The sequence below is a fragment of the Variovorax sp. Varisp41 genome (assembly GCF_047325085.1).
Taxonomy (GTDB): domain Bacteria; phylum Pseudomonadota; class Gammaproteobacteria; order Burkholderiales; family Burkholderiaceae_C; genus Variovorax.
In genome coordinates this window covers 1722236-1742170 of sequence record NZ_CP168541.1, presented here as the reverse complement: position 1 = coordinate 1742170, position 19935 = coordinate 1722236, and the positions used below count along the sequence as shown (strand labels likewise).

18 protein-coding genes are annotated in these 19935 nt (G+C 69.2%); 5 read left to right on the top strand and 13 right to left on the bottom strand.

The window, feature by feature from the left end; translation table 11 throughout:
- Nucleotides 1-9 precede the first annotated feature (9 nt).
- From ACEN9J_RS39435 to ACEN9J_RS39390, 10 genes are all read right to left on the bottom strand, one after another.
- The gene (locus ACEN9J_RS39435) at nt 10-1023 is read right to left on the bottom strand and encodes a 2Fe-2S iron-sulfur cluster-binding protein (protein ID WP_413765170.1); all 1014 of its coding nucleotides are present in this window, start codon (nt 1021-1023) and stop codon (nt 10-12) included.
- 20 nt (nt 1024-1043) lie between these two features.
- Nucleotides 1044-2153, bottom strand: coding sequence for a hypothetical protein (locus ACEN9J_RS39430; protein ID WP_398491939.1), 1110 nt, complete (start codon nt 2151-2153; stop codon nt 1044-1046).
- 72 nt (nt 2154-2225) lie between these two features.
- On the bottom strand, nt 2226-3446 hold the full coding sequence (locus ACEN9J_RS39425) for a CaiB/BaiF CoA transferase family protein (protein ID WP_413765169.1): 1221 nt from the start codon (nt 3444-3446) through the stop codon (nt 2226-2228).
- Nucleotides 3443-4804, bottom strand: a complete 1362-nt coding sequence (locus ACEN9J_RS39420) for a phenylacetate--CoA ligase family protein (RefSeq protein ID WP_413765168.1) — start codon at nt 4802-4804, stop codon at nt 3443-3445. The genes ACEN9J_RS39425 and ACEN9J_RS39420 overlap by 4 nt, the downstream gene beginning before the upstream one ends.
- Before the next feature lie 36 nt (nt 4805-4840).
- Nucleotides 4841-6493: a phenylacetic acid degradation protein PaaN gene (gene paaN / locus ACEN9J_RS39415; protein ID WP_413765167.1), complete on the bottom strand. Its 1653-nt coding sequence runs from the start codon at nt 6491-6493 to the stop codon at nt 4841-4843.
- A gap of 7 nt (nt 6494-6500) precedes the next feature.
- A complete protein-coding gene (locus tag ACEN9J_RS39410; protein WP_261216262.1) occupies nt 6501-7658 on the bottom strand; it encodes an acetyl-CoA acetyltransferase in 1158 nt (385 codons plus the stop codon).
- The gene (locus ACEN9J_RS39405) at nt 7655-8032 is read right to left on the bottom strand and encodes a Zn-ribbon domain-containing OB-fold protein (protein ID WP_413765166.1); all 378 of its coding nucleotides are present in this window, start codon (nt 8030-8032) and stop codon (nt 7655-7657) included. The genes ACEN9J_RS39410 and ACEN9J_RS39405 overlap by 4 nt, the downstream gene beginning before the upstream one ends.
- A 9-nt stretch (nt 8033-8041) precedes the next feature.
- Nucleotides 8042-8824, bottom strand: a complete 783-nt coding sequence (locus tag ACEN9J_RS39400; protein ID WP_057589762.1) for an enoyl-CoA hydratase/isomerase family protein — start codon at nt 8822-8824, stop codon at nt 8042-8044.
- Entirely contained in the window at nt 8821-9297 is a 477-nt protein-coding gene (locus ACEN9J_RS39395) for a MaoC/PaaZ C-terminal domain-containing protein (RefSeq protein ID WP_057589761.1), read from the bottom strand. The genes ACEN9J_RS39400 and ACEN9J_RS39395 overlap by 4 nt, the downstream gene beginning before the upstream one ends.
- A 111-nt stretch (nt 9298-9408) precedes the next feature.
- Nucleotides 9409-10155 carry an alpha/beta fold hydrolase gene (locus ACEN9J_RS39390; protein ID WP_413765165.1) on the bottom strand — a complete coding sequence of 249 codons (747 nt, stop codon included), beginning with the start codon at nt 10153-10155 and terminating at the stop codon, nt 9409-9411.
- 84 nt (nt 10156-10239) lie between these two features.
- Between ACEN9J_RS39390 and ACEN9J_RS39385 the strand changes: the two genes are divergently transcribed.
- Entirely contained in the window at nt 10240-10638 is a 399-nt protein-coding gene (locus ACEN9J_RS39385; protein ID WP_057589759.1) for a MerR family transcriptional regulator, read from the top strand.
- 13 nt (nt 10639-10651) lie between these two features.
- On the opposite strand, the gene ACEN9J_RS39380 is transcribed toward ACEN9J_RS39385, so the two are convergent.
- The 3 genes from ACEN9J_RS39380 to ACEN9J_RS39370 all read right to left on the bottom strand — a co-directional run bounded on the left by ACEN9J_RS39380 (nt 10652) and on the right by ACEN9J_RS39370 (nt 13878).
- Nucleotides 10652-11686, bottom strand: a complete 1035-nt coding sequence (locus ACEN9J_RS39380) for an SDR family oxidoreductase (protein ID WP_057589758.1) — start codon at nt 11684-11686, stop codon at nt 10652-10654.
- A gap of 19 nt (nt 11687-11705) precedes the next feature.
- On the bottom strand, nt 11706-12692 hold the full coding sequence (locus tag ACEN9J_RS39375) for an AraC family transcriptional regulator ligand-binding domain-containing protein (RefSeq protein WP_413765164.1): 987 nt from the start codon (nt 12690-12692) through the stop codon (nt 11706-11708).
- 268 nt (nt 12693-12960) lie between these two features.
- The gene (locus ACEN9J_RS39370) at nt 12961-13878 is read right to left on the bottom strand and encodes a LysR family transcriptional regulator (protein ID WP_057589756.1); all 918 of its coding nucleotides are present in this window, start codon (nt 13876-13878) and stop codon (nt 12961-12963) included.
- Between the two features lie 166 nt (nt 13879-14044).
- On the opposite strand from ACEN9J_RS39370, the gene ACEN9J_RS39365 reads away from it, so the two are divergent.
- From ACEN9J_RS39365 to ACEN9J_RS39350, 4 genes are read left to right on the top strand one after another with little or no spacing between them, the layout of a single operon-like run.
- On the top strand, nt 14045-15523 hold the full coding sequence (locus tag ACEN9J_RS39365) for an aldehyde dehydrogenase family protein (RefSeq protein WP_413765163.1): 1479 nt from the start codon (nt 14045-14047) through the stop codon (nt 15521-15523).
- Between the two features lie 10 nt (nt 15524-15533).
- The gene (locus tag ACEN9J_RS39360) at nt 15534-18593 is read left to right on the top strand and encodes a xanthine dehydrogenase family protein molybdopterin-binding subunit (RefSeq protein WP_413765162.1); all 3060 of its coding nucleotides are present in this window, start codon (nt 15534-15536) and stop codon (nt 18591-18593) included.
- Complete coding sequence (locus ACEN9J_RS39355; RefSeq protein WP_413765161.1) at nt 18590-19420, top strand: FAD binding domain-containing protein; 831 nt, start codon at nt 18590-18592, stop codon at nt 19418-19420. Before ACEN9J_RS39360 ends, ACEN9J_RS39355 begins: the two co-directional genes overlap by 4 nt.
- On the top strand, nt 19417-19935 hold the full coding sequence (locus tag ACEN9J_RS39350; protein ID WP_413765160.1) for a (2Fe-2S)-binding protein: 519 nt from the start codon (nt 19417-19419) through the stop codon (nt 19933-19935). Before ACEN9J_RS39355 ends, ACEN9J_RS39350 begins: the two co-directional genes overlap by 4 nt.

Genomic DNA, 19935 nt, shown 5'->3' with positions numbered 1-19935 from the left:
GAAAGCTCGCTAGGTCTGGGCCACCGGCGTGAAGCTGTCGGCGGAAATCGCCGTGCTCGCCATGCCCAGCGCGATGCAGGTGTCGGAACAGGCCGCGACGAAGCCCGGCGAGCCGCCGATCACAGCGCGGGCGCCGAGCAGCGAATCGTGGTTCTCGCGCAGCCACGAGGGTGCGTACTGCTGCTTCGTGCAGAAGCGGCTGCGCGCCTCGGTCACCAGCAGCGCATAGCGAAAGTTCGGATGCGCGCGGGCCAGCCCCGCGAGGCGGTCCATCAGCATCAGCTCGGCGTCGTCGCGCACCGAGAACAGCAGCGTCATCGGGCTCGTGTCGCCGTGCGCGAGCGCGTCCTCCATGATCGAGAGCACGGGCGCCAGGCCGGTGCCGCCCGCAAGGCCGAGCACCGGGCCCTCGCCCTCGGGCAGCCGGCAGGTGCCGTAGGGGCCGGTCACGCCGACGGTGTCGCCGGGCTGCAGCAGGTCGTGGATGTGGCTGCTGGCCGCGCCGCCCGGGTGGCGCGCCACCAGCAGCTCGATCAGGCCATCGTCCGAAGGCACGGTCGCGATGCTGTAGCGCCGGTGCGGCGAAAGTCCCGGCAGCGCGAGCTCGACATAGGCACCGGCCTGGGCCTCGAAGCGCGCCGGCTCGCTCGCCTGCAACACCAGCCGCCGCACGCGCGGCGTCAGCGGCGTGTTGCACAGCACGCGCGCCTCGAAGCTCTGCACGGCCGAGCCCTCGCCGCCCGGGATCGGCTGCACCGTGCGCAGATGCACCTCGGCACTCAGCGGCCGCGCCTGGCACATCAGGCAGAAGCCCTCGGCGATCTCCTGGTCGGAGATCGCGAGGCCCAGCGACCAGCCGTTGTCGACCGTGCCCTGCGTGACGCGTGCCTTGCACATGCCGCAGGAGGCGCCGCGGCACTGGTGCGGCAGCACCACGCCCTGCGACAGCGCGGCGTCCAGGATGATCTCTCCCTCGGGGACGCCGAAGCGGATCGCCTCGTTGACGAGGATCGTTCGGCTCATGTTCATCGATGTCATGCGGCCTAGAAGATCGGGATCACCTTCTCGGGATCGAACACCACCTCCTTGCCCTCGATGCCCACTTCGGGCAGCGCGGGGAATTCGATGCCGTAGGGATCGAGGTTGGCCTTCATGCGCAGCACGGCCGTCTTCCAGTTGGCCTTGCGCTCGTCGAGCGTGAGGATGCCCAGGCCGGCGCTGCGCGCGACTTCGTCGATCTGGCGCTGCGCGGGGATGAAGGTGGGCGGCAGCTTCCAGAACTGCTCGGGCGGCTCGTGCAGGATGCCCGAGAGGAACACGAAGCCCGCGCGCAGCTGGATGCTGATCATCTGCTTGTCGTCCTCGGTGAGCACCGGCAGCAGCTTCTGCAGCACCGCGAGGCAGATGCCCAGGTGGCGGCCCTCGTCCTGGCCGATGCGCTTGAAGGCTTCCTTGAACACCGGGATGGTGGTGCGCTGGTACATGCCGTGGAACAGCGTGCTCGAGGCCACCTCGCCGAACAGGAAGGAGGTGAACAGGATCGCGAGCGGGTACTTGTCGACGCCGTTCTTGAAGCCGGTCCAGTAGCGCGAGCCGTTGTAGTAGAGCCACTCGATGTTGTTGCGCGCGAGATGCCCGAGCGGCGTCTCGGGTACGTAGCCGAGCGGGCCGCCGGGCGTGAGGCGCTTGATGGCGCGGCCGCACACTTCCTCGTGGTTCATCTCGTCGCGCACGACCGAGAAGAAGCACTTGCGCACCGGGTCCTCTTCCTTGCTCTCGTAGGTGTGGATCATGGCGCGCGCGAACACCGACGGCCCCGAGCCGTCGAACACCGCGAGCAGCGAGAACCAGTAGGCCATGGCGTAGCGCTGGTCGAGGCTGTAGTCCTCCACGCGCAGCGTGTCCCAGGCCAGCGTGTGCGGCGACCAGCCCGGATCGCGCGCGGCGTCGTAGATGTCGTAGAGCTTGGGCGTCTCCACGTGCCACTCGAGCGGAAAGATGTTGGGCCCGTCGATGCCGGGCGCGGCCTCGATCTCGGCGAGCAGGGTCTGTGGATCGGGCATGGCGAGCACCTGCTCGGGCGGCGAGGTCAGCGCGCGCGCGAGCGCGGCGGTGTCCTGGGCGTTGTCCTGGTGGGTGGGGGACGGGTTCATCGGGAATCTCTCCTTGTCATGTGTTCGGATGGGAGGGGTGGTTAGTCATTGATTCGCCTTCCAGACGGCATATCAATCGGCAAAGGAAGAGCGCGCATGCGGAATCGCGCCCGCGCGGGTGGCTTCGGCGAGCTCGGCCTCGCCGAGGCCGGTGGCGCGCAGCACCTCGAGGCTGTGCGCGCCGAAGGCCGGCGCCGCGGTGCGGTAGCTGGCCGGCGTGCGCGACAGCGACACGGCCGAGGCCACGCCCATCTGGTCGCCGGCCTCGACGAAGCGTTCGCGGTGCAGCGCATGCGGATGCGTGCGCACGCCGCCGACATCGAGCACCGGACCGCAGGGCACGCCCGCGCGCATCAGCTCCTGCGCGATGGCCTCGCCGTCGCGCGTGGCCAGCAGCGCCTCGAGCTCGGCCTTGAGCGCCGCCGCGTTCGCGAGCCGCTCGCTGTTGTGCGCGAAGCGCGGATCGTCGGCCAGTTCGGCGCGGCCCAGCAGCGCGACCAGGCGGCGGAACTGGCCGTCGTTGCCCACGGCGATGAACACGTTGCAGCTGCGCGTGGCGAAGGCGTCGTAGGGGCAGATGTTGGGATGCGCGTTGCCGCTGCGCGTCGCGACGCGGCCCGACAGGAAGTGGTTGGGCAGGTGCGGATGCATCAGCGAGACACCGGTGTCGAACAGCGTGGCCTCGACCGACTGGCCCCGGCCCGAGCGCTCGCGCTCGCGCAGCGCCATCAGGATGCCGATGACCGCGTGCAGCCCGGTCGCGATGTCGATCACCGGGATGCCCATGCGCAGCGGTGCACCGCCGCGTTCGCCGTTGACCGACATCAGCCCGGTCATGGCCTGCGCGACCGCGTCGTAGCCCGGCAGGCCGCCCAGCGGGCCGTCGACGCCGAAGCCGCTGACGCGGCAGTGCACCAGGCGCGGGAAGCGCTCGCGCAGGAAGTCCTCGTAGCCGATGCCCCAGCGCTCGAGCGTGCCGGGCTTGAAGTTCTCGACCAGCACGTCGGCATCCGCCAGCAGGCGCAGCAGCAGCGCGCGGCCCTCGGGCAGCGAGAGGTCGAGCGCGACGCCCTGCTTGTTGCGGTTGACGCCGAGGAAGTACGAAGCCGCACCGTCGAGGAAGGGCGGGCCCCAGTCGCGCGTCTCGTCGCCCTGCGGCGGCTCGACCTTGATCACCTGCGCGCCATGGTCGGCCAGCATCTGGGTGCAGAAGGGACCGCCGAGCACGCGCGACAGGTCGATCACGCGCAGGCCGGCCAGCGCGCCCGGCGTGGTTTGCGTCGGGTGCGTCATGCCGGGCTGGCCTCCACAGCGCTGCGCCGCAGCACGCGCGTGGCCTTGGCCTCGTAGCGCGGCAGCGCGCCCTCGTCGTGGCAGCGCACCTCGCAGGTGAGGCCCAGCCGGGCCTTGAGCCGCGCGCGCACCTCGCGCGCCAGGTCGTCGCCCGTGCAGGCCGTGCCGGGCACGCGCTCCACGGCCACCTCCATGTGGTCGAGCACGCTGCGCTCGCTGTCGATGTAGATCTGCCAGGCATCCTTGGCCAGGCCCTCGACGCCCGCGATCACGTCCTCGATCTGCGAGGGATAGACCAGCACGCCGCGCACCTTGAGCATGTCGTCCGAGCGGCCGATGATGCGGCCGATGCGCGCATAGGCATGGCGGCCGCAGGCGCAGCGGTAGGGCTGGGCCGAACGGCGCACCAGGTCGCGCGTGCGCCAGCGCAGCACCGGCGAGGCCTCCTTGTCGAGCGTGGTGAACACGATCTCGCCGACCTCGCCCGGCGCCACCGGGCGCAGGGTCTGCGGGTCGAGGATCTCGCTGAGCACGCTGTCGTCGTTGATCAGGTGCATCTCGTCGTCGCCGTGCGAATGCGGGCAGGAAACGCCGAGCACCGGCCCGCCGGCCTCGGTGGTGCCGTAGATGTTGTGCGCCAGGAAGCCCTCGGGCATCAGCGCCTCCATCTCGCTGCGGAAGGTGGCCGACACCGACTGGCCGCCGAACAGCCCCACGCGCAGCGCCCAGTCGCGGCGCGGATCGATGCCGGCCTTGCGCGCCTGCTGGATCAGCGTCATCAGCCACAGCGGCGACATGGTCGTGACCGTGTGGCGATGGTCGCGCAGCCACTGCACCATCAGCTCGCCGCGGCCCGGGCCGACGGGGAAGTTGACCGCGCCATAGGCCTTGAGCGCCTCGTCCATCGAGCTGCCGCCGATCCACAGGCCGTAGCCGTAGCCCTGGTAGACGCGGTCGCCCGCGCGCACGCCCACGGTGCGGTAGATGCGCGCGAGCTGGCGCACCAGCGTGTCTTCCCAGTCCTTTTGCGTGAAACCGAACAGCACCGGCAGGCCCGTGGTGCCCGAAGTCGCGCAGAAGCGCACCACCTGCTCGAGCGGCACGGTGAGCAGCGGGTACGGATAGAGCGCGCGCAGGTGGCTCTTCTCGAGCAGCGGCAGCGTCTGCAGCGCGGCACGGTCCTTCAGGTCGAGCGGCGAGGCGCCGGCCGCCGCGAAATGCGCCCGCCACTGCGGCGAGTCCGCGAGCCGGCGGCCGAGCGCGGCGAGCTTGGCGTCCTGGCGCGCCTGCAGTTCGTCGAGCGACAGGAAATCGTCGGCGGCATCGGCCGCGGCCTGCGCATTGCGGGATTCGGTCATGGGGCGTCTCCTTTGTTCTTGGCCGCAGTCCGCGTTTCAGGCGGCGAGGTAGCGGCGCGTCTGCAGCACGCGGAAGCGCGGCAGCACGAAGGCGGTGTCGCACAGCGCCGCGTTGCCGGCCGCGTTGTGGCCGCTCACGTGCAGGTCGCTGAAGGCCGCGGACTGGTTCACCAGCACCGGGCCGGTCATGTCGAGCGTGAGGTGCACGCCGGCATCGGCGGCCGCGCTCTTCGCGCGGCGCACGAAGGGCTCGTCGCGCGAGTACACCGACCAGGTGATCGCGCCGCGCGCGCGCGTGACCTCGTGCGCATGCCGCAGCGCCGCGTCGGCGTCCTCGGTCACGATCAGCAGGCTGATCGGACCGAAGTGCTCGCGCGCGATGGTGTCGAGGGCTTCGGGCGGCACCGCATACAAGGCCGGCGTGCGCAGCACCGCATCGGGCAGATCGGGATGCACGAGCCGGCGCGAGGCGAACACCGGCTCGCCGAGCGATGCCGCCTCGACGGCGCGCGCCTCGGTGGCATCGCTCTGGATCGCGCCGAGCAATTCGATGGCGCGCACCGGATCGGCGACCAGCTTGGCCACGGCCGCGGCGAGGTCGGCCTTGAAATCCTCGACCGTCTTCGCCGCGCCGTCCTGCAGCCGGATGCCCGCGCGCGGCAGGTAGATGCTCTGCGGCGTGGTGCACATCTGGGCGCTGTAGAGGCTCAGCGTGAGCGCGAGGTTGCGCACCAGGCCGGGGTAGTCGCCGGTGCTCTCGATCAGCACCGCGTTGACACCCGCCTTCTCGGTGAAGACATGGGCCTGGCGCGCATGGCTTTCGAGCCAGTCGCCGAACTCGGGACCACCCGTGAAGTCGATCAGCTTCACGCGCGCATCGAGCGCGAGCGCCTTGGTCTTGGGCGCGGCGCGCGTGTCGACCAGCAGCTGCACCACGTCGGCGTCGAGGCCCAGGCCCGCGAGCACCGTGCGCGCCGTGTCGACGCACAACGCGAGCGGCAGCACGGCCGTGGGATGCGGCTTCACGACCACCGGGTTGCCCGTGACCAGGCTCGCGAACAGGCCGGGGTAGGAATTCCAGGTCGGGAAGGTGGCGCAGCCGATCACGGCCGCGATGCCGCGCGGCAGGATCTCGAAGGTCTTCTCCACGCGCAGCGGCCGGCGCGCATCGGGCTTCTCCCAGAGCACGCGCGCGGGATAGGCGCCCATCTCGCGCATGGCGATGGCCACGGCCTCGAGCGCGCGGTCCAGCGCATGCGCGGTGCCGGCCTGGAAGGCCATCGCGAACGGCTGGCCACAGGCATGCATGCAGGCGAAGGCCATCTCGAAGGCACGCTGCTGCAGCGCGTCGAGGATCTCGAGCGCCACCGCAGCGCGCTCGGTCGGGTCCAGCGCGGCCCAGGCCGGCGCGGCGGCCTCGGCGCGCGCGAGCACGGCATCGACCGGCTCGTCGGCATAGGCGGTGTCGAAGGGCACGCCGAAGGCGCTGCGCTCCTCGCCGCGGATCGCGCCATCGCGCCGCGTCCAGGCCGCGCGCACGGCGGCCTCGCCGGCTTCGCGCGAGCCGTCGGCGTAGACGGGATGCGTCGGATCCTCGGGATAGGCGCTGTGGTAGCCGCGGCGGGCCACGGCGGCGATCGCATCGGCCAGGCGGGCGGCGTGTTTCAGTTGCAGGTCTTGGAGGGTCATGGTGGGTTCAGAGCGTGGCGGCGGTGCCGAAGATCGCGGTGCATTGGCTCGACATGTAGCCGCCCGGCGCATGAGCCAGCGCGAGCTCGGCGCCGGCCACCTGGCGCGCGCCGGCATCGCCGCGCAGCTGCACCACCGACTCGATCGCGGTGTAGATGCCGAACATGCCGGGGTGGCCGAGCGAGAGTCCGCCGCCGCTGGTGTTCATCGGGAAGTCGCCGCCCGGCGAGGCACGGCCGCCATCGAGGAAGGCGCCGCCCTCGCCCTTGGCGCAGAAGCCCGTGTCCTCGGCGAAGATGATCGGCATGATCGTGAAGGCGTCGTAGAACTGCACCACGTCGATGTCCTTCGGGCCCACGCCGGCCTGCGCATAGGCGGTGGCCGACGACACGCTGGCCGCGGTGCGCACCAGGTCCGGCATCTGCGCGATGCTGCGGTGCGTGGCGGCCTCGCCCACGCCGAGCAGGTAGACCGGCTTGCGCCGCAACTGCGCGGCGCGCTCGGCCGAGACCACGACCAGCGCGCCGCCGCCGTCGGTCACGAGGCAGCAGTCGCGCACGGTGAAGGGATGCGCCACCGGCCGCGCCGCGATCACGTCCTCGATGCTCAGCGGCCCGGGATCGGGCGCATCGGTGTCGAGCCGCGCCCAGTCGCGCGCGCTCACCGCCACCTGCGCGAGCTGTTCGCGCGTGGTCCCGAACTCGTGCATGTGGCGCTGCGCGACCATCGCGTAGGCCGCGAGCGGGCCCGGGTAGCCGTAAGGCACTTCGTAGGGGTTGGGTTCGGAATGGGTCGCGAACTGTCCGCCCGCCGATTTCTGCGTGCTGCCGTAGGCGATCAGCGCCACAGAGCACAGGCCGGCCGCGATCGCGGCACGCGCATGGTTGAGGTGCGCGAGGAAGGCGCCACCGCCGACCTGGGTCGAATCGGTGTAGCGCGGGCGCAGGCCCAGGTATTCGCACAGGCTCAGCGTCGGCATGAACAGCTGCAGCCCGGCCGCGAACACGCCGTCGACATCGGCCGGCGAGAGGCCCGCGTCGTCGAGCGCGCGCACCGAGGCCAGCGCCATCGCGTCGAGCGGCGAAGACAGGGCCGGCATCGTCGCGAAGCCGGTGCTGCCGATGCCGGCGATCGCGGCCGCGCCGCGCAGATTGGTTGCGGTCACGCGAGCGCTCCGAACACCACGCGGTGCGCGTCGTTCCAGGGCTCGATGCGCGCGGCCACGCGCAGGCCAATGCGCAGCGCGCCGGGCGCCGCATCGACCACGGTGGCCATCATGCGAAAGCCTTCGTCGAGATCGACCAGCGCGATGTTGAAGGCGCCGTCGCGCCGCTGCACTTGGGTGCAGGCGTGGACCGTGCCCTCGCCGCGGCTGGTGCGCCATTCGAGTTCGCCCGGCTGTCCACCCGGACCCACGGCCTGCGGCGGAAAGACCGCGCGGCCCGCGCCGTGGTCGAACTGGTAGGCCAGGCGGCCTTCGGCCAGCGCGGCGAGGAACAGTGCGCGCGGCGAACGTGCTGCTTCGGGAGCTTGGGTCATGTCCATTGCCTAGCGTCCGATGAAGCGCGGCTTGCGCTTCTGCTGGAAGGCGCCGATGCCCTCGATGCCGTCGGGCCCGGCCAGCGCCTCGGCCTGCGCGATCGCCTCGAGCTCGAGCGTCTCCTCGAAGGAACGCGCGCGCGACAGGATGCGCTTCGACGCGGCGAAGGCGGCGGTCGGGCCGCTCGCGATCTCGCGCGCCATCCGCAGCGCGATCTCGTCGAGCGCCTCGGCCGCCACGCTGCGGTTGACGAGCCCCATGGCGGCGGCTTCGCGTCCCGAGAACAGGCGGCCCAAGAAGATCAGCTCGGCCGCGCGGTGCGGCCCGACGCGTTCGCGCAGGTGATGGTGGCCGCCCGAGTCGAGCACCGCGCCGATGTTGCGGAACGGGCTGCCGAGCAGCGCATCGTCGGCGACCAGCGCGATGTCGCAGGCTAGCGCCAGCCCGAAGCCGAAGCCCAGCGCGGGGCCCTGCACCGCGGCGATCGTCGGCACCGGGCAGTCGCGCACGGCGGCCAGCACCGGGTTGATCCGCTCGCGCAGGATCGCGAGCGTGTCGTCGGTGCCGGGGTGCGTGTCCTTGAGGTCGCGGCCGGCGCAGAAGGCATGGCGCGTGCCACGTACCAGCACCGCGCGCGCACCGGCCGACACGGCCTCGCCGATCGCATCGCCGATCGCCGTCATCTCGTCGAGGCGCAGGCTGTTCTTCGCGGCGGGCCGGTCGATCGCGATGACAGCGAGCGGCAGTTCCAGCGTCAGGCGCACTGCATCGGTAGAGGTCGCTCCGCTCATCGCGCAGCCCCCTCGAAGGCCATCAGGATGCGCAGCTCGCTGGCCATCAGCAGCAGCCCGTTCTGGTTGTGGACGTTCCATTGCAGCCGCACCACGCCGTCGGTGCCCGGGCGCTTCACGGTCTTCTCGAGCACGGCGGCCTCCAGATGGATGGTGTCGCCGATGAAGGCCGGCGCCGTGAAGCGCAGCGCGTCGCTGCCGTAGTTCGCCACGATCGCCGGCGCCGCGGGCGGGATGCCGAGCCCGGCCGCATAGGCCAGCAGCATCAGGCCCGGCGCGATGCGCTGGCCGAAGCGCGTGCGCGCCGCATGGTGCGCGTCGGTGTGCAGCACGTACCAGTCGCCGGTCAGCGCGCACCACTGGAGGATGTCGGCTTCCGTGAGGGTGCGGCCGCGCGAGCGGAAGCGCGCGCCCTCCTCGATCCGGTCGAAGTGCTGCTCCAGGAATCCGCAGGTGCTGGTGATGTCGGTCATCGCGTCTTTATTTAACCTTCCGGACGGAATATAAATGAAGACGAAGACCCGGCGGCAGCTAGGGCTTACCCGAAGCCGCGGGAAAAGGCGCGATCGGGAGGTGTGTGGTCTTCAGCCGCCGCGCGCCGGCGAGGCCGCGGCGTCGACGCGCGCGAGCCATCGCAGGAAGGCCTCGGCGACGGCCGCGGGCTGCTCCAGCGTCGACATGTGGCCGCACTGCGGCACCACGACGAGCTCGGCATCGCCGGGCAGCAGGCCCGCCATCTCCTCGCTCAGAGCCAGCGGCGTGATCTGGTCCTCGCGGCCGCACAGGACCAGGGCCGGCACCGTCAACGCCGGCAGCAGCTCGCGCGCATCGCGGCGCTGCATCGCTGCCTTCTGCTGCCGCGTGAAGCCCTCGCCACCGACCTGCCTCGCCATGTCGGCGAGCAGCTCGAGCAACGAGCGGTCCTGCGCATGCGCGGGGTGGAGCACGCGGGGCGTGAAGCTCTCGACCACCTGGGCGAAGCTCGCGCCGCCCGAGCTCAGCGCCGCGACCATTCGCCGCCGGTTCTGCGTGGCCTCCTCGGAATCGGCGCGCGCACCGGTGTCGAGCAAGGCGAGGCCCGCGATCCTGGCGCTGGCCTGCCGGCACACCTCGAGCGCGACATAGCCGCCCAGCGAGAAACCCGCCACCGCGAAGCTTCCTTCGGGCATCGCGGCCAGCGCGGTGGCGGCCAGCGCTTCCACGGTGTCGGCCCCATCGGTCGGCGACACGACGACATCACGCCCGGCGGGCAACGCCCGCCGCACGGGATCCCAGACGCGCGCGTCGTTCATGAGGCCGGGAAGCAGCAGCAGCGGTACGGTGTTCATCATGGCGAGTCCTCGGGTGGTGGCGTGTCGATGGGCTTGTTATAACTATGAAGTTGAGTTCATAGTCAAGTCACCCGGAGCCATTCCATGTGGATTGCAGAGTTCTCGCAGCAGGCCGGCCTCAGCGTCGCCACCGTCCGTTTCTATGTGCGCAACGGCCTGCTGCAGCCGAAGACGGGCCTGGCCGGCGGCACACGGCCTTATCTCGAGTTCTCGCCACGCGACCTGCGCCTGGCCGCCGCGATCCGCGCGGGCCAGGCCATGGGCATGTCGCTCGCCGAGATCCAGTTGCTGATGAACGAGCGCCGAGCCGGCGGCCGCGGCCGCATGCTGCAGGCCATGGTCGCGCGGCGCGACAGGCTGCGCCAGCAGCAGAAGGAACTCGCCGCGATGCTGCGCTTCGTCGACGCGAAGATCGCCTGGCTGCAGGCCGGCGCGCCCGGAGTGCCACCCGAGCCGCCGAAGATCGGCACGTGTTCGCCCTGAGCGGGGCGCGAGCTCAGGCCTTGAGCAATCCCCTGGCCCGCATGCTCTTCGCCGCCGCCGCGATGGCCTCGCGGGCGTCCCGTGGGGTCCAGCCGAGCACCTGCCTGGCCTTCTCGTTGGAGGTCTTCTTGGCGTGGCCGAGGTCGGGAATGAAGGGACGAAGCCCGGCATTGAAGAGCGCGACCGCGCGCAGCACGAGATCCGGGATCGTGCGGGTCGGAACACGCCGGGCCGATTTGCCGAGCGCCGCCTTGACGATGGCGCCGATCTCCCGCATCGCCAGCGCCTGGCCATTCGAGAGCAGGAAGCGTTCGCCCGCGGCCTCGGGATGGCTCATCGCCAGGATGTGCGCGCTGGCCACGTCGCGCACGTCGACGACCGGGATGAACAGGTTCGGGAAGCCCGGCATGTCCCCATCGAGCATGCGCTGGACCACATGGTTGGCCCCGGAGATGTTCCTGCCCAGCACCGGCCCCATCACCGCGACGGGAAGCATGGTGGCCAGTTCCAGCCCACCGCCCTCGGCGGCGATGAAGGCCCATGCCGCGCGCTCGGCGAGGGTCTTGCTTCTGCCGTAGGCATCGACGCCGGGGCCGTCGAGCACGGTCCAGTCGTTCTCTGTGAAAGTGTGGCCGTCGTGGGGATGTCCCCAGCTCACGGCATGGAACGCGGAGGTGAGGACGACGCGCTTAACGCCCGCGTCGCGCGCTGCCCGCAGCACGCGCAGCGTGCCTTCGCGCGCGGGGACGATCAGGTCATCCTCGTTCGCCACATGCCCGGGCTGCACCGGGGACGCGACATGCAGCACGACCTCGACATCGGCCATGGCCTGCGCCCAGCCTTCGTCGCGCAAGAGGTCGGCGGCGACGAAGCTCAGCCTGTCGCCGAGCACCATGCCCGTATCGACGAGCACGGCTCGCGCCTCGGCCTCCTTGTCGAGCGAACGGACGGTGGTCCGCACGCGATGATCCTGCTCGAGGAGCTGGAGGATGCAGTGACCGGCGATGAAGCCGGAGCCACCTGTGACGAGGACATGCGAAGAGGTCATGAGAGCGTGCTTTCGTTGTTCATTCCTGGTCGGCGGTCTGGCGTTCGCGCCAGCGAGAAGGGGTGGTCCGCTCCCAGTTGCGAAACGCACGGGCGAACGAATTGGGCTCGACGAAGCCGAGCAGCATGGCGATGGCCACCGGATCGAGCGCGGTGTTGGCGAGCAGCCGCGTCGCCGTCGTGTGCCTCACCGCGGCCAGCTGCTGCTGGAAGCTCGTTGCGCATTCGTCGAGGCGGCGCTGGAGCGTGCGGCTGCTGAGGTGAAGCCGGCCCGCCACCGCCGCGATGCTGGGCTGGCGGCCCTCGCTCAGCTGGCGTGCGATGGCCACGCGCGTCTCGGCCACGAGCGGGGACAGGCCTTCGCCGCGGGACGCCCTCTGCTCGAGGCCTTCCAGCACGCGCGCAAAGGCTCCGCCGTCGGCCGTGACGAACGGCACGTCGAGCGCCGCGCGGTCGAACACCATCGCGTCGTGCGTGGCCCCGAAGACGATGGGGCATCCGAAGTGGCGGCGCAGCAGCGCCTGATGCTGGGGCCGACGCGCCAGTTCGAGTCGAATCGGCGCGATCCGCCCGGCGCTGCCATGCCGCGCCAGTTCCCGCAACGAAGCCATGGTCATGTCGACGAGCAGGCGCGGCACCTCGCTCGTGGCCAGGAGCCAGCGATAGCGCACCGTCGTCTGCTCGCCCACGGTCTCGACTTCGACGAGCTCGGGGCAGGTCAGGCGCTTGTAGCGCGAGAGGGCCGCCAGCGCGCGGCGAAAGTCGGGCGCGTGCAGCGCCACGATCGACGCAACGCCATAGCCGCGTGCGATTCCCTCGGCACCGAAGCGAAGTCCCGCGGACGGATCGTCGAACGCCTCGTCCGCCACGGCCCAGATGCGGAAGAACTCGCTCGTGCTCCACGCGTTCGACGGCTTCACGCCGGCACGCTCGCACAGCCGCTCGATGGGGAGGCCGGACTTTGCGAGGACGAGGGGGGACACCGAAAAGGTGTCGTGGCGAGTCATGCGCGAAGAATAGGAGGGCGAGGCGAGGCCGGCAAATCCGATCGCGCCAAAAAGGAAAAGCGGGTTCCATGGCCCTTCGCTCAGCCCACGCGAGAGGCTATTGCGCGCACCGGCGCGGCGACTCGCGCAACACGATCCCGTGCAGGCACACGCCGCTCGCCTGCTCGGTCAGCGTCTCGAGGCCCAGGCGCCCGCGGGCTGGTACCAGGTGTAGGTCGAGTTCAGCACGCCGTGCATCGGCATCGCATCTTGGATGCGCCTCTCGCCGTTACCTTTCGGCAGCGATTGCAAGCGCGCTGTCCACGTCGCGGATGTGCCGCGCCAAGGTTTCGACGAACGCGGCCGCGGCGGGGCCGAGCGGCCGGCGCGGATGCGTCACGCACACCAACAGGCGCGACAGCCTCGGAGATGTCACGGCGCACCCTTGCAAGCTGCCGTCCGCGAGTTGCCGGCGCAAGGCGATACGAGGCAATAGCGTGCAGAACTCGCTGCCCTGAACCAGCTTCAGGATGGCGCTGATCGAGTCGATCTCCACGCCGGGCACCAGCGCGACGTCCTCGGCCTGCGCGAAGCTTTCGACGATACCGCGCAGGCCATGCTGGCGCGTCGGAAGCACCAGTGGAAGTTGAGCGAGACGGCTGAACGGCATCGACTTTGGCAAGGGCGCATGTTTCGGACCCGCCACGAGCAGCATGTCCTCCTTCGCAATCGGCTCCGAGCTGAGCGCGAGCGGACGACGCGGCTTGTTGATGATGGCCGCTTCGAGTTGCCCGACAGACACCGCGTCGGTGAGTTGCGCGCTGAACCCATCGGTCAGCGACAGCTCGACCTTCGGGTGACGTGCGGCGAACTCCAGCAGCGCGTCCGCCAGCACACCCTCGGCGATCGTCTCGATCATCCCGATGCGTACCTGCCCCGTGAGCTCCGCGCTCGTCTGCAGCATCTGCTCGCGCGCGCGAGAGAAATCGCCGACCACCGGAAGAAAGAGGCGATACATGCGACGTCCCTCGCTCGTGGGCTCCATGCCCTGCGGCGTGCGCACGAAAAGCTGGCGTTCGAGCTCGTCCTCCAGCCGGGTGATCTGCATGCTCAACGCGGGCTGCACGATGTTCAGGCGCCGTGCGGCGCGCGTTACCGACCCCTCTTCGTAGAGGCAGACGAAGTATTGGATCTGACGAAATTCCATGGGCTGTATCTCCACGGGAGGACCGCGAGTGTCCATCACATAAATTGAATATCAGCATAACTTATCATTAATTGATTTTATGCACATGAATTTCTAGACTTTTTGCGATGGGGCGCCTTGCCCTTCCCACTGTTCCGCGGCAATCAGGCAGGAGCCATGACGCGCCATGGAACATGCAACGCAAGAAGAAATGAACGATCTCCGAGCACTGAATCTGATCGATGGCCGCTGGCAGGAGGCCGCGAGCGGTCGGCACGGCACCCGCCAAGACCCTGCCGACGGCAGCACCTTGGGCCAGCACGCCGCCTCGGATCGCAGGGACGCCGATGCGGCGATCGCCGCGGCCCGACGCGCCTTCGAAGCGCCCGCCTGGGCCCAGAACCCTCGCTTGCGCCAGATGGTCATGCTGCGTTGGGCCGACAGGCTCGAAGCTCGCGCCGAAGCACTGGCCCAGTTGCTGACGCGCGAGAACGGCAAAGTCCTCGCACAGTCTCGCGCGGAGATCGGGGGCGCGATCTCCGAGATCCGCTATTACGCCGGTTTGACCCGCTACATGCCCGGGCATGTGTTCGAGGTGGAACCCGGAGCCTTCGCGACCCTGATCAAGGAGCCGGCTGGCGTGGCCGGGATCATCGTGCCGTGGAACGCACCGGCGGTGCTGCTGATCCGCTCGCTCACACCAGCGCTCGCCGCAGGCTGTACCGCGGTCGTCAAGCCCGCGCCGCAAACGGCCCTGATCACCGCGGCTTTGATCGCCGAACTGCACGCTGTCGAGAATCTTCCCGCAGGAGTGATCAACCTCGTCAGCGAAGACGGCCACGAGGTGGCCGCGCGGTTGGTTGAGTCGCCCGATGTCGATGTGATCAGCTTCACCGGCTCCAACGCAACGGGCCAGCGCATCATGGCCGCGGCAGCGCCGACGATGAAGAAGCTCTCGCTCGAGCTGGGAGGAAAGTCGGCCTGCCTGGTCTTCGAAGACGCGGACGTGGACGCGGTCGCGCCGGCCCTGGCAGCAGCCGCCACCATCATCAGCGGCCAGCAGTGCACCGCCGCGCGGCGTGTCCTCGTTCACGCACGCCATTACGAAGCGATGAAGAAGGCATTGGCGAACGCGCTGCGAACGCTGCGCGTGGGCCCAGGCGGCGCCGAGGGCATGCAGATCGGGCCGATGATCGACCTCGCAACCGCGCGCGCCGTTGGCGAACGCATCGGGCAAGCCATGGAGGCCGCAGACGAAGTCTTGCTGCGCGGTGGTGCGGGGACCGGGCCCCTGGCCACCGGCGCCTACCTCACGCCAACGCTGATCGCTCACCGCGACACGAACGCTTTCTTCGTCCAGGAAGAGATCTTCGGACCACTGGTGGTCATCGAGCGCTTCGAGGAGGAAGCCGAGGCGGTTGCACGCGCGAACCACTCCGAGTACGGCCTCTCGGCAAGCGTATGGACCCATGACGGAGCCCGAGCGATGAGGGTGGCTCGCGCCCTGCGAAACGGCACGGTCTGGATCAACGACCACAACAAGCTCTTCGCGGAAGCCGAAACCGGTGGCTACAGGCGCAGCGGTCTGGGTCGGCTGCACGGCTACGACGCGCTGATCGACTTCCAGGAGATCAAGCACATCTACCAGCAGGTCGGCACTGTCTGAAGGCCACGTCGTGACCGCCAATCCCGCCGCCCGAACGGCAGACCTGTCGCAGCGCCCCCACCTGGGCCGACCCGCCCGACGCGTGGAAGACCGTGCCCTGTTGACCGGCCAGGGCCGCTTCGGCGATGACGCACCCGTGCGTGCCGGAACCCTCCACGCCGCCGTCGTGCGCTCGCCGCATGCGCATGCCAAGTTGCTCGCGCTGCGCACCGCCCGCGCTGAGGCTTCGCCCGGGGTGCGCGCAGTGCTCACTGGCGCAGATGTGCAGTGCTGGTCGAAGCCATTCATCGTGGGCGTGAAGCAACCCATGGAACTCTGGGCGCTCGCCATCGATCGTGTCCGCTATGTCGGCGAGCCGGTGGCAGTGGTGATCGCCGAGAACCGCTACCTAGCAGAGGATGCATCGGACCTCGTGGAAGCCGACTATGAAACGCTTCCCGCGGTGATCGACATCGAGTCCGCCGCGGCCGATGACGCACCAGTGCTGCACGAGCGAGTAGGTAGCAACGTGGTGAGCGACCGCAGCTTCCGATACGGCGATCCAGAGGCTGCTTTCGCCCTCGCACCTCACCGGGTGTCGATCACGGTCCACTACCCACGCAATTCGTGCACCCCGATCGAGACCGGCGTCGCGATCGCAGAGTTCATTTCCGAGCAGGAGGGCTACGAACTCCAGTCCAACTTCATGGGACCGTTCTCGCTGCACACGGTGATGGCCATGGCATTGAAGGTCCCAGGTAACCGGCTGCGCCACCGCACCTTCCCCGACTCGGGTGGCAGCTTCGGTGTCAAGCAAGCGGTCATGGCGCCGGCTGTGTTGATGTGCCTGGCCGCGCGCAAGGCAGGCGCGCCCGTCAAATGGGTGGAGGACCGCCTCGAGCACCTCAGCGCGGCCACCTCTGCCACGGGTCGACTGTGCCATGCCGAGGCGGCGGTCGACCCCGACGGTCGCATCACCGCGCTCTCGCTCGATCAGTTCGATGACTGTGGCGGCTATCTGCGTGCCCCGGAGCCGGCCACCTTCTACCGCATGCATGGATGCCTGACCGGCGCCTTTGCGATTGCCAACCTGCGGGTACGCAACCGAGTGGTACTGACCAACAAGACACCCACGGGCCTGGTGCGAGGCTTCGGCGGGCCGCAGGTGTACTTCGCTCTCGAGCGCCTGGTACAGCGCATTGCCGTCGAACTATCCCTCGATCCGCTCGACGTGTATCGCCGCAATTTCATTCCGCGCGACGCATTCCCCTATCACGCCGCGGCCGGCGCTCTGATCGATTCGGGCGACTACCACCGCGCGCTCGAGATGGTGGTGGCCGAAGGAGAGCTCGACATGCTGCGCCGCCGGCAGCAGGAAGCACGCGCTCAGGGACGGCTCTACGGCATCGGCTTCGCGGCGATCGTGGAACCATCGGTCTCGAACATGGGCTACATCACCACGGTGCTGCCGGCGGAACAGCGCGCCAAGGCGGGGCCCAAGAATGGAGCGACCGCGGCAGCCACGGTGAGCATCGACCCGCTGGGCGGCATCAATGCGGTGATCGCATCTGCGCCGGCCGGGCAGGGACACCGCACCGTCTGTGCCCAGGTGATCGCCGATGCTTTCGGGGTGAATCCGGCCGAAGTGGCCGTCAATGTCGAGTTCGATACGCAAAAGGATGCCTGGTCGGTAGCGGCCGGCAACTATTCGAGCCGTTTCGCCGGCGCCGTGGCGGGAACCCTGCATCTGGCCTGCCTGAAGCTGCGCGACAAGCTGGCGCGCATCGCAGCCCCCACGCTGGGCTGCGCGCCAGAGGAGGTAGTTTTCGCCGGCGGAAAGATCCATGCGCTCCAGGCACCCGACAAGGGCCTGCCCTTTGCCCGGTTCGCGGCCAGTCCGCACTGGGCACCCGCGCTGCTGCCGCCCGGCGAGGATCCGGGCCTGCGCGAGACCGCCTTCTGGACCGCGCCACAACTCGCCGCGCCGGACGAGGACGACCGCGTCAACACATCGGCGGCATATGGCTTCGCTTTCGATCTGTGCGCGGTGGAAGTCGATCGTGACACCGGCCGAATTCGCATCGACCGCTATGTCACCGCACACGACGCGGGAACGCTGCTCAACCCTGCCCTGGCCGACGGGCAGATTCGCGGAGCATTTGCACAGGGACTGGGCGCGGCCCTGATGGAAGAGTTCCGCTACGGCACCGACGGGAGCTTTCAGTCGGGCACCTTCGCCGACTACCTCGTGCCAACGACCTGCGAGGTGCCCGACCCCTTGATCCTTCATCTGGAGACGCCAAGCCCCTTCACCCCGCTGGGCGCCAAGGGTCTGGGCGAGGGCAACAACATGAGCACGCCACCCTGCATTGCGAATGCAGTGGCCGACGCACTCGGCGTTTCCGATATCCGACTGCCCCTCAAACCTTCGCGGGTGCTCGAACTCCTGGGCATCGACGATCCTTTCCCTTCGAGCGGAAGCCGCACCGCAACGGACGCCGCCCGTACTGGGGTCGAGCATGGCGACGAACACTCACTGCCAGACGCTTCCCCACGCAAGAGCGGCAAGGCGCTTTCTGCACGGGGCGAAATCACGCTGCCCGCCACGCCGGAGGCGGTTTTCACGGTCCTGCTCGACCCGAAAGCGTTGGCACGCGTGATTCCAGGCTGCCATGCGCTCGAAGAGACCGCGCCCCATCACTATCGGGCGGATGTCACCGTAGGCGTCGGAATGATCAAGGCCCGCTACGCGGCAGAGGTTTCGCTGAGCGACCTCGACCCACCGCGACGCCTTCGACTCGCGGGATCGGGGATCTCGAGCATTGGCAGTGCCCGCGGCGAAGGACTTGTGACGCTGAGTGCCACGGACGGAGGAACGCTCCTGAAGTACGACTACGAGGCGGAGGTCTCCGGCAAAGTCGCGGCCGTTGGCGCACGCATGCTCGACGGAGCCGCCAAGATCGTGTTGCGCCAGCTCTTCGAACAGCTCGGACGCCAGGCGGGAGGACAAGAAGGGATCGACGCTGCCGCGGCTTCCACCAGCTTGTGGCAACGCTTGCTACGCCGACTGGGCGTGGGGGGTCATCGATGAAGCCGGCCGCTTTCGACTACGTCCGCGCCGAGAGCGCGGCCGAGGCTGCGCACGAGTTGCAGCGCCGGGGCACGAATGCGCGCATCCTGGCAGGTGGTCAGTCGCTGATGGCGGTGCTCAACATGCGGCTCGCGCAACCGTCCGCGTTGATCGACATCTCGCGCACCGCCGACCTCCACTACGCTCGTCCAGAGGGCGGGATGCTCGAGGTGGGCGCCGCGGTCACGCAGGGCCAGCTCGAATGGCGCGACGCTCTTTCATCCGAAGTGCCGCTGCTCGCGCAAGCGATTCCCTTCATCTCCCACTTCCAGATCCGCAACCGCGGTACTGTCTGCGGTTCTGTGGCCCACGCCGATCCCAGCGCGGAGATACCGCTGGTGCTGCTTGCCCTGGACGGCGAAGTGGTGTTGCGCAGTACCAAGCGGCGGCGCACCCTCCCCGCCGCCGACTTCTTCCAGGGCATGCTGTTGACGGCGCGCGAGCCCGATGAGCTGCTTGAAGCGGTCCGTTTCCCACTCGCCCCCACCGGACAGCGCAGTGCATTCGACGAGTTCTCGATGCGTCATGGCGACTTTGCGATCGTCTCGGTCGCGGCCGTGGCCGATGCTCGGGGACTTCGTCTTGCCATCGGCGGTGTGGCAGATCGTCCGCGCCTCGCACGGTGGCCTGCGGATCTTCGCGGCGCGGACCTGGAAGCCGCGCTCAACGATTTGGCCTGGGAACTCGAAGCGCAGGACGACGCGCATGCAAGCGCGGCATTCAGACGTCATCTCGTGCGCCGTCTCGGCGCGAAACTGGTTCGGCAGGTCACGGAGCCCGTCCAATGAAAGAAATCGCCCACGACAGCCTGCACATGGTGCGACTGAAGCTCAACGGACATGCGCGCGGTGCCCCGTGCACACCCCGCATGCTGCTGTCCGACTTCCTGCGCGAAGGACTCGGTGCCACCGGCACCCATGTTGGCTGCGAGCACGGTGTTTGCGGCGCGTGCACGGTACAGATCGATGGCGTGGCCGCCCGCTCATGCATGACGCTTGCCGTGCAGGTCGAGGACCGCGCGGTCGCCACGGTTGAGGGCCTGTGTGCGTCGGACGGCCCCCTGTCGGACCTGCAGGAAGCCTTTGCCCGCAACCACGCACTGCAATGCGGTTTCTGCACCGCAGGCATCCTGATGTCATGCGATGACTACCTGCGCAGGCGCCCCTTGCCGAGCGAACAGGAGGTCCGCGACATGCTCTCGGGCCATCTGTGCCGCTGCACCGGCTACACGCCCATCGTCCGTGCGGTCATGGAAACCGCCGCGCACCGCGCAACCTTGCAATCCCCCGCTGAAGAGAACTGA

Coding starts and splice junctions, on each gene's coding strand:
- ACEN9J_RS39435 (WP_413765170.1), bottom strand. CDS start 1,023: ATGAGCCGAACGATCCTCGTCAACGAGGCGATCCGCTTCGGCGTCCCC.
- ACEN9J_RS39430 (WP_398491939.1), bottom strand. CDS start 2,153: ATGAACCCGTCCCCCACCCACCAGGACAACGCCCAGGACACCGCCGCG.
- ACEN9J_RS39425 (WP_413765169.1), bottom strand. CDS start 3,446: ATGACGCACCCGACGCAAACCACGCCGGGCGCGCTGGCCGGCCTGCGC.
- ACEN9J_RS39420 (WP_413765168.1), bottom strand. CDS start 4,804: ATGACCGAATCCCGCAATGCGCAGGCCGCGGCCGATGCCGCCGACGAT.
- paaN (WP_413765167.1), bottom strand. CDS start 6,493: ATGACCCTCCAAGACCTGCAACTGAAACACGCCGCCCGCCTGGCCGAT.
- ACEN9J_RS39405 (WP_413765166.1), bottom strand. CDS start 8,032: ATGACCCAAGCTCCCGAAGCAGCACGTTCGCCGCGCGCACTGTTCCTC.
- ACEN9J_RS39400 (WP_057589762.1), bottom strand. CDS start 8,824: ATGAGCGGAGCGACCTCTACCGATGCAGTGCGCCTGACGCTGGAACTG.
- ACEN9J_RS39395 (WP_057589761.1), bottom strand. CDS start 9,297: ATGACCGACATCACCAGCACCTGCGGATTCCTGGAGCAGCACTTCGAC.
- ACEN9J_RS39390 (WP_413765165.1), bottom strand. CDS start 10,155: ATGATGAACACCGTACCGCTGCTGCTGCTTCCCGGCCTCATGAACGAC.
- ACEN9J_RS39385 (WP_057589759.1), top strand. CDS start 10,240: ATGTGGATTGCAGAGTTCTCGCAGCAGGCCGGCCTCAGCGTCGCCACC.
- ACEN9J_RS39380 (WP_057589758.1), bottom strand. CDS start 11,686: ATGACCTCTTCGCATGTCCTCGTCACAGGTGGCTCCGGCTTCATCGCC.
- ACEN9J_RS39375 (WP_413765164.1), bottom strand. CDS start 12,692: ATGACTCGCCACGACACCTTTTCGGTGTCCCCCCTCGTCCTCGCAAAG.
- ACEN9J_RS39370 (WP_057589756.1), bottom strand. CDS start 13,878: ATGGAATTTCGTCAGATCCAATACTTCGTCTGCCTCTACGAAGAGGGG.
- ACEN9J_RS39365 (WP_413765163.1), top strand. CDS start 14,045: ATGGAACATGCAACGCAAGAAGAAATGAACGATCTCCGAGCACTGAAT.
- ACEN9J_RS39355 (WP_413765161.1), top strand. CDS start 18,590: ATGAAGCCGGCCGCTTTCGACTACGTCCGCGCCGAGAGCGCGGCCGAG.
- ACEN9J_RS39350 (WP_413765160.1), top strand. CDS start 19,417: ATGAAAGAAATCGCCCACGACAGCCTGCACATGGTGCGACTGAAGCTC.